This window comes from Lentilactobacillus dabitei (genome assembly GCF_019061365.1).
In the GTDB taxonomy this organism is placed as follows: domain Bacteria; phylum Bacillota; class Bacilli; order Lactobacillales; family Lactobacillaceae; genus Lentilactobacillus; species Lentilactobacillus dabitei.
In genome coordinates, this window is the sequence record NZ_JAHPPD010000145.1 from 1,333 (window position 1) to 3,772 (window position 2,440).

At 39.2% G+C, this 2,440-nt stretch carries 4 protein-coding genes; all 4 read left to right on the top strand.

Annotated elements, in window-relative coordinates; translation table 11 throughout:
- A partial coding sequence (locus KTE19_RS13140) for an SH3 domain-containing protein (RefSeq protein ID WP_217342468.1) occupies positions 1 to 435 on the top strand: 435 nt, incomplete at its 5' end.
- A gap of 1 nt (position 436) precedes the next feature.
- The gene (locus tag KTE19_RS13145; protein WP_217342469.1) at positions 437 to 643 is read left to right on the top strand and encodes a CD1375 family protein; all 207 of its coding nucleotides are present in this window, start codon (positions 437 to 439) and stop codon (positions 641 to 643) included.
- 21 nt (positions 644 to 664) lie between these two features.
- Positions 665 to 1,183 (top strand): hypothetical protein, encoded by a 519-nt coding sequence (locus tag KTE19_RS13150; RefSeq protein WP_217342470.1) that lies wholly within the window; start codon positions 665 to 667, stop codon positions 1,181 to 1,183.
- Positions 1,183 to 2,007: a GH25 family lysozyme gene (locus KTE19_RS13155; RefSeq protein WP_217342471.1), complete on the top strand. Its 825-nt coding sequence runs from the start codon at positions 1,183 to 1,185 to the stop codon at positions 2,005 to 2,007. Before KTE19_RS13150 ends, KTE19_RS13155 begins: the two co-directional genes overlap by 1 nt.
- Positions 2,008 to 2,440 lie beyond the last annotated feature (433 nt).

The window sequence follows — 2,440 nt, forward strand, 5'->3', positions numbered from 1 at the left end:
GATGTTAAACAGGTTGTTTCAGATATGATCAGCTTAGGCGGCCTAGGCGGTCTAGCCACGTTAATTGGAACCATCTGGGCAATCATTCATGAACATAAAAAAGATGCGCGTCAAGACGATGAAGACCGTCGTAAGTTAGACGACTGGCTGATTCAAAAAGTGAAGGAGACCTCGGACGATGCTATGAAAAATATGCAAAATAAGTATCAAGACTTGAAAGCTGATTTCGACCAATTATCAAAAGAAAAGGACCAAATGCAAAAACAATTAGGTCAACAAATCGCCTTAAAGGAGGAAGAGAATCGTAGTTTGCGTGAATCTAATCGGCGTTTGCGTGAATCCAATCTGCGATTGAAGGAAACCAATCGGGCACTTAAACAGGAAAATGATGAGTATCGCAGTAAATTTGGAATGTTAAATAAAGGAGATCTCTGATATGTTAAAGAAAAACTATTCAACTTTGGCTTTATTGTTTGCTTCTAATGTTTTAGACGGTGGTAAGGATATCGAGAAAGTTCCCACTCAACTCAAAAATGAAGTTAAGGAACTTATCAAATCTTTGGAAGCAGACACCGAAACAGATTTGTTAAAAGCTGATGGTAAAGTCATCAAAGACGTTGCTAACGATTTGGGAAAAAAATGATAATCAGGAGGTAGCTAAATAATGATTGCAATTTTAACTAAGATTTTTAATTATGGTCAGTCAACTGGTATTTTTGCTGCAGGGATTGCTTTTATTCTAGCCGTTTGGAAAGCGGTTTTGCCACTTGCTCAAGCACACGCTAAGACCGCCCAAGAGAAATCGCTTTTAACCGCAATTGAAGGACTGGTTGCCCGATATGCCCAGGTAGCAGCGTTAAGTAAGCAAGACCGGTTCGATGCCGTGCTTAACGAAGCATTAACTTTTGCTAGCGATCGTGGTTACACGTGGGCTAAATCAGGATTGGTTAAAGGACTCATTGAAAACATTTATCAAGACTATAAGAACGCAGGTAAAGATGTTACCCCTGTCATTACAACTCCTAGCTCTGACGTTGTTGAAGATAAGTCCGAAGTCGATGCTCAACCAACAACCGATAACACGAATGCCACAGCAGATGCTTCAAAATCAGATAGCACCGATACTGTAGAAAGTGACGGTGCAAGTGATATTGCAAAATTGGAAGGCGAGGTTGAGAAATAATGGCACATTCAATTGTTGTTGACACTTCCGCATACCAATCCGATTCTCTTTCTTTTTTTAACGGATTAAAATCTCACGGCGTTTCTGGTGCAATTGTTAAGTTAACAGAAGGATCCCATTACACTTCACCTAAAGCCGCTAACCAAATTGCTAATGCTTATAAAGCGTTTGGTGTGGTAGCTGCCTATCATTTTTGGCATTATGGCACTAATGAAGCTCAATATTTCCTAGATAAAGTTAAGAAAATGGGTTTAGACAAAGCAACTTGGCTGGCACTTGATGTGGAAGCCCCAGATTTACCGCAAAAATGTACTGCCGGCATCAATAAGTTCCTAGGCTATCTCTATGCCAATGGCTACCACAACTTAATGGTTTACGGTTCCACTTCATGGTTTAAAGAAGGCCGGATTAATCAAGCAAAGCTACACAAGTATGCTAAGTTATGGGTAGCAGCTTACGGCACTTCACAGCCAGGAATTAATCATGTAGATATCTGGCAATACACTGATCGGTTTAAAGGAATGTCGCTTGATGCCAGCTATGATTTCAAAAACTTATTGAAGTCAAACGGCAAATCAGCCACCCCGATTAAACCAGAATATTACACTGCCAAAGGTCTGTATGAAGTTAAAACTGATTTGATTCATGCTTATAATAAGCTCCCGCTAAAAGGCGATAAAAACAGACGGTATGTGCGTTTGGCCAAGGGAAGCCGTTTCTATGGAGTCGCAGTTAAAGACGGTGACATCTACTCACTCAAAACGCAGGTTGGTTATTTAACGGCCAACAAGGATTATGTAGACTTAATCAAAGAAATTAAATAAAGTATGTCAGAAGACCACCTCGTTAATTCGGGGTGGGCTTTTTGTATTTAAGAGATAAACATTGACACTCTAATTCTAGAAGAGTATAAGTAAGTCATAGATATCAATCCCCTCGCTCCACATTTAATGTGGCTGGTACGCCAGTATGCGAGGCTTTTTTTGTGAGGTGAAATTTAGTGAGAGCCAGCCGGGCAGGTCTGTTAACATTTCAATTTCGAATGGTTCTTCGACAATCACAATTGAATCATCAATTTAATAACGTAAGTACAATTTGTTATTAATTAATTCGTTTTGATCCATTATCATTACCTCGAATAATATATACGCAAGCGGATATTTTTGCCTTCGAGAACCTTGTTGACCATTTTTTGACCCAATTTCTGAAAAAGAGATAAAGTAAGAGAAAATAACGACAACTTTCAGCTAAAATAAA

Excerpts from the sequence above, each read along its gene's own strand:
- KTE19_RS13150 (WP_217342470.1), top strand. The coding sequence starts at position 665 with ATGATTGCAATTTTAACTAAGATTTTTAATTATGGTCAGTCAACTGGT.
- KTE19_RS13155 (WP_217342471.1), top strand. The coding sequence starts at position 1,183 with ATGGCACATTCAATTGTTGTTGACACTTCCGCATACCAATCCGATTCT.
- KTE19_RS13145 (WP_217342469.1), top strand. The coding sequence starts at position 437 with ATGTTAAAGAAAAACTATTCAACTTTGGCTTTATTGTTTGCTTCTAAT.